Source organism: Micromonospora sp. NPDC048830 (assembly GCF_043198215.1).
In the GTDB taxonomy this organism is placed as follows: Bacteria; Actinomycetota; Actinomycetes; order Mycobacteriales; family Micromonosporaceae; genus Micromonospora.
On record NZ_JBICUP010000106.1, the window covers coordinates 1 to 4,912 of the forward strand.

A 4,912-nucleotide genomic window follows, 5' to 3' on the forward strand; every position below is an offset into this window, starting at 1 on the left:
CCGCGCGGTCGCTGCGAGCCGCGAGGAGCAGAGCGTCGAACAGGCGGATCGCGACCAGATAGATCAGCTGGAAGACCATGACCACGAAGGTGCCTCGTTCCCATGAAGCCCCAGCTCACTGCAGGTGCGACAGGTATTGGCACCGTACAGCCTGTTCAGAACCTCCGACGCGGACATTACGAACTCGCCGCTGACGTCCAGCCCGGTCTGCGGGTGGCCGCCGCGTTTACGGAACTGGCCGGAGCCATCTGACAGTGCCCGGTGACGCGGCTCGGCGTGTCCACCGATCCGCCAACGCAACAGCGCCGCCTGCGCTGGCGCTTACCGATGGTCTTCGCCGGTGTCGGCGTCACCCAGATAGGGGAGATTGAATCTGGAGTGTTCAGGCCCTACAGTCACGGAATGCGACCTCATGTTTACGGGATCATCGCGAAAAGCGTATTGATGATTGCCCTTGTCGCTGGGTGCGGCGGCGGCGTGGGGCCGAACGACCAAGCCTCGTCGTTGCCGGGAGTGGTGGTTTCGCCGTCGCCCGGGACGCCGTCGCCGTCGGTGGCGTTGCAGGTGCCGCACAGTCTGGTGTTCAGTGCCAGAGGAGATGCCGACGTCGTCTCGATCATCTATGAGTTCGATGGCGAGAAGAGCACCGAGCGGCCGGCTTCGCTGCCATGGCGCAAGGTCGTGGAGGTCCCTGCCGACGGTAAGCAGCATCGGTGGAATCTAACGTTGAAGCATGGCGGCGGCCACGCCGAGCTCATCGTGATCTTTGACGGATCGGTGGCGGGGCAGACCCAGGGGGCGGAAAGCGGGGACGGGGCCTTGGAGGTGGGTGGCACGGTTCGTGGGTGACCGGGCTCAGAGCGGGCCGGCGTCGTGCTCCCACCAGTCCGACATGGCTCGTGCGTCCCTGCCCTGAAAGGCCAGCCCGTAGATGAGCCGCCGTTCATCTGTCCAGAACCGGGCCAGATAGCCCTCTCGATCTTCGCATCTCAGTCTGCCGGTGGTGCCGCCGCGTGAGTAGGCCGCTTCGCCGGTGACCTTGGTGGTGGAGGCGGTGCAGTTTCCGGGCGGACCGAGGGAGGGGTTGTAGTTGTCGGTTAGATCCTTCTTGTTCTCGAACTGGTAGTAGAAGACGATCGCAGGCGCGGTGGTCGGGCCGCACACCACGCCTGCGGTGACGGGGTAGGTGCCCACGTGTTCGGTGCGGAATTCCCCCGACGGGCGCATGCAGTTCCGCCTCGACGGTGCGGGGATCCGCTCGAGCAGCGCGCGTTCGGCGGCGTTGGGGAACGCGTCGCGGCGGTTGACCGCCTGCACGACCGTGTCGATCGGCGGGCCCCGGTCGGCGCGCCACCAGTCGGCCAGGGAGGTAGCGTCGCTGCCGATGGCGCGGCCGGCCACGAGTAGGGGTTCGACGCTCCATTCGACAACCAGGTTGCCATCGACGGCAGGGTGGCACAACAACACCCCGAGGAAGACTCCGCGTACGTCGTAGCGGCGGCCACCGGTGAACTTCGGTGCCTTGCCATCCTCGCAGCCGACCGAGGTGGGGTCGCGGTCGTCGGGAAGGTGGTCGTTCATCGTCTGCTGTAGCTTTGCCGTCGAGTCGAACTGGAAGTAGGTGACGGACTGCGCGCCGGCCCCGCCCGTTCCGGCGCAGGTGACCGCGGCGACCGCGCCGGGGAAGTCGTCCAGTTCGCTGACAGCGGCCCGGGCACATTCGGTGGCCACGGGCAGGTCGATCAGCTTCCTCTCATCAGCGGTCGCGAACGGCGGCGGGGTTGCTACCAGCCGGCTCCAGGAATCCCGCAGCGCTCTCAACTCCGCCGCTGGCGCTTCGATTCGGACGAGGGCGAGTGCGTTCTCGTCGGTCCACACCATGAACGTGCTGGCGTTGCGGCTAAAGCACAGCACCCGTCCCTCGGCGGTGCCCGTGACCGGGTAGCGGTGTTCGGCGTTCTCTTCCGTCGCGCAGTCACCGGTGCTTCGGGTGCCCTCGGCACCGTCGAGCGTCTTCTCGTAGGCGCCATCGAGGGTGGCACGGTCCGGGTAGACGGCCACGGCGGCGGGGCGGCCGCTGCGGTCCTGGCAGGAGTAGGCGGCGGCAGCGCCGGCTGGCGCCGTATCGGCGGTGCGGCAATTCTGCACGGCGTGCGGCAGCGCGGTGTTACCCAGTTTCGCTGCGTTCCACGTATGCCAGGAGATCGCGGCGGCTGCAGCCAGCGTGACCACGATGGCCAGGTAGAGCACGATGCGGGCCGGGATCTTGGGGCCTTTGTGCGGGCGTGGCAGCAGCGGCGTGCCGGACAGGGCGCGGTTGCGGGCGATGAGGATGTCGCCGCCGGCGTTGCGGTTTGCCTGCTGGGGCAGCGGACGGTCCTTGGCCCGTAGTTCCGTGTAGACGTGCCGGTAGATGGCGTCGGTGCTCAGCAGTTCCGGCCCGTCGGGAATGCCCTCGGTGAGCACCCGGAGGATCTCCCCGGTGAAGGCGGTATGCGTCTCGCCCGGCGGTGACCAGGCCCTCTTCGTAGCGTCGGAGGCGGTCAGAACGTGACTCCCCTCGGTCACGGTCTGGTTGGCCCTGTCGGTGCCCATGCCGCCCTCGAGGGCGCGGCCGCTGTAACAGCAGTCGAGGATCACCACCTTGCGGGGTGCGCGGATCTGGGGGTTCCGTATCGCTCGCCGGAAATACTCGAACCTGAGGGCCGTCGCGCTGAGCACGGGGTTGGAGCCTGGCAACGTGAGATGGAGTTCATCGCTGTCGGGGTCGGTGAGGCCGTGGCCGGCGTAGTAGACGAGCAGGGTGTCCGTCGCCTGACGGCCCGCCTCGATCACAGCTTCGAGGATCTCCTCGGCGTCGCGGGGCTGGTCGACGACGCGGCAGTGCTCGTCGGGCAGGCCCCAGGTCTCGTCGTCGGTGAGGGCCGCGTGCAGATCGGTCAGGTTGTGCTCGACCGCCGGCAGATCCGGCAGCCTGGTGTAGGAATGGACGCCGATCAGGACGGCCCGGGAGGCGTCCGGATCAGAGAGTGCCATCGCCAGGGTCCGCCGGCCGGTCGATGAGCGCTTCGACGACCCGGCGTACGGTTTCCGGCGAGGCGTCCTCAATGGCGATGCTGATGCCATCGCGTTCGATCCGGGTCACCGGCGGCCGGGGCCGGGACTCCCGCCAGGAGGACACGGCGACGAGTAGGCTGCCGATGGCGATGCCGTTGCTGAGCACCACGTTGATGACGTCGAGGGCACCGCCCATCTCGCCGGCCTTCGGGGGCGCGGGGGTCAGCGTCACCGTGGCATCCCGCCGTACCTCGGGATCGAGCATCAGCCAGCGGTAAAGGGAGCCTTGATCATCGACCCGGATCGAAACCTCGAGCGGTCCTGTCACCGACTTATAGTACGCGAGCCCGGCCATTCTCAGGTTTCGGCCGGCCTCCACGGGATCGAGGTAGAGGCCGTATCGCCGCCCGGCCGTCCACCATCCGGAAGATGACCACGTCAGCCGGGGACTCCGGATCCCATAGTGACTCCGCTCATCGGCTACTTGTTCCATTGACGTACGACCGTGGCCCGGCCAGGCTTCGGTTGAGGCGCCCGGGCTGTCGCTCTCTCATCGGCTGCCCACGCTGGTCGTGTGGCTCTCATTTGGCCTGCGCAGTCCCGGGCGTCGCCCCAGAGCGGGGAGAGGCTCAAGAGGGGTTTGCTCTGCTCGAAGTAGCGTTGCCCTCCCGGCTCGACGAACCAGATGGAATCGAGCACAGGCCAGGCGCGAAGGGGGAGCGAGAGCGTGGCGGCGGGCGAGGACCACCACGGCGGGGCCGTCGGACACGGCGCCGAGCCGATCAACGCTGGCCGGGGCTGGAAACGACAGGGCCGCAACGACAACCGGCACCCGCGACCGGATGTCTCACCGGCCGCTTCCCGGCCGCGCGGCAACCAGGGCCGCTTCCCGCGCGCCCGGCGTGGTTGAACGGCAGCGGTCCGCCCGGCCGGGACATGCCGGTGGCCACCGGATCTCCGGCCATTGGTCCTCACGGGCCGACTCCCCATCGAGTCGAACGGCATGCGAGGTTCAAGACAGGCGATCCTTCCTTATCGGGGTAAATAGTATATTCCGCAGGGACTCTGCCTGTAGCGGAGGGGTGAGCCCGGTGGGCAAGCGCGAGACGTCCTCGTTCGGACCGATACACGTACGGACACGCGGGGGCAGCCGGGCGGATCGGCTCGAGATCTTCTTCGACCTGGTCTTCGTGTTCGCGTTCTTCAGCATTGCCCGAACGGCATCCACGCATATCACCGGCTGGGGTCTCTTCGAGGCCCTACTGGCGCTGATGCTGCTATGGCGTGCCTGGTGCTCGCACACCCTCGTCGCGAACCGTGTGCAACCCGGCGAGGGAGGCGCACCGGTTGTCATGTTCGCCGCGATGGCGGTTGTGTTCGTGTTCGCACTCGCCATTCCAGGGGCGTTCGGCGCCAGGCGCGGCGAAGTGTCGGAACCACTGTTGATTGCCGGCTGCTACGCCGGCATCCGGGTTCTGCACCTGATGTTGTTCTGGATAAGCGCCGCCGGAACCCGCCTGAAAGGACGACTGTTCCGGATGGCGAGGCCGATGATCGTCGCGGTTGCGCTCCTGGTGTGCGCGGCCATCCTCCCGGCATACCTGCCCGACTCTCTCAGGGACCCGACACGGATCGCGCTGTGGTTCGCGGCGGTAGGAGCCGAATACGGGGTCTACTGCCGTTCTCGTGGGTCGGGTTCATGATCGTCCGGGTAGTGGTGGGCAGAGGCCGCCGCGGCGGAGGTTGGCCATGGTGATCAGCGCTTTGGCGCTGTGGTAGCCGTAGGCCTGGCGGGTCAGCACGCGCAGGTGGACGTTGTTGGCCTCGATGCGGGCGTTGGACAGTCCGCTGTCGA

Annotated in this window: 6 protein-coding genes; 3 read left to right on the forward strand and 3 right to left on the reverse strand. The window is 67.5% G+C overall.

Going from position 1 to position 4,912, the window contains the following annotated elements; genetic code table 11:
• Positions 1–102: 102 nt before the first annotated feature.
• Both ACGFIZ_RS34000 and ACGFIZ_RS34005 read left to right on the forward strand, forming a co-directional pair.
• Positions 103–252, forward strand: coding sequence for a hypothetical protein (locus tag ACGFIZ_RS34000; protein WP_393427389.1), 150 nt, complete (start codon positions 103–105; stop codon positions 250–252).
• Positions 253–261: 9 nt separating this feature from the next.
• Positions 262–849, forward strand: coding sequence for a hypothetical protein (locus ACGFIZ_RS34005; RefSeq protein WP_393427391.1), 588 nt, complete (start codon positions 262–264; stop codon positions 847–849).
• A 6-nt stretch (positions 850–855) separates the two neighbouring features.
• Here ACGFIZ_RS34005 and ACGFIZ_RS34010 read toward each other — a convergent pair whose 3' ends face one another.
• Together ACGFIZ_RS34010 and ACGFIZ_RS34015 are read right to left on the reverse strand one after the other, a co-directional pair.
• Positions 856–3,126, reverse strand: coding sequence for a caspase domain-containing protein (locus ACGFIZ_RS34010; protein ID WP_393427393.1), 2,271 nt, complete (start codon positions 3,124–3,126; stop codon positions 856–858).
• The gene (locus ACGFIZ_RS34015) at positions 3,023–3,436 is read right to left on the reverse strand and encodes a hypothetical protein (protein ID WP_393427395.1); all 414 of its coding nucleotides are present in this window, start codon (positions 3,434–3,436) and stop codon (positions 3,023–3,025) included. Before ACGFIZ_RS34015 ends, ACGFIZ_RS34010 begins: the two co-directional genes overlap by 104 nt.
• 712 nt (positions 3,437–4,148) lie before the next feature.
• On the opposite strand from ACGFIZ_RS34015, the gene ACGFIZ_RS34020 reads away from it, so the two are divergent.
• Positions 4,149–4,760 (forward strand): low temperature requirement protein A, encoded by a 612-nt coding sequence (locus tag ACGFIZ_RS34020; protein WP_393427397.1) that lies wholly within the window; start codon positions 4,149–4,151, stop codon positions 4,758–4,760.
• On the opposite strand, the gene ACGFIZ_RS34025 is transcribed toward ACGFIZ_RS34020, so the two are convergent.
• A complete protein-coding gene (locus ACGFIZ_RS34025; protein WP_393427399.1) occupies positions 4,755–4,901 on the reverse strand; it encodes a transposase in 147 nt (48 codons plus the stop codon). The genes ACGFIZ_RS34020 and ACGFIZ_RS34025 overlap by 6 nt on opposite strands.
• Positions 4,902–4,912: the final 11 nt, after the last annotated feature.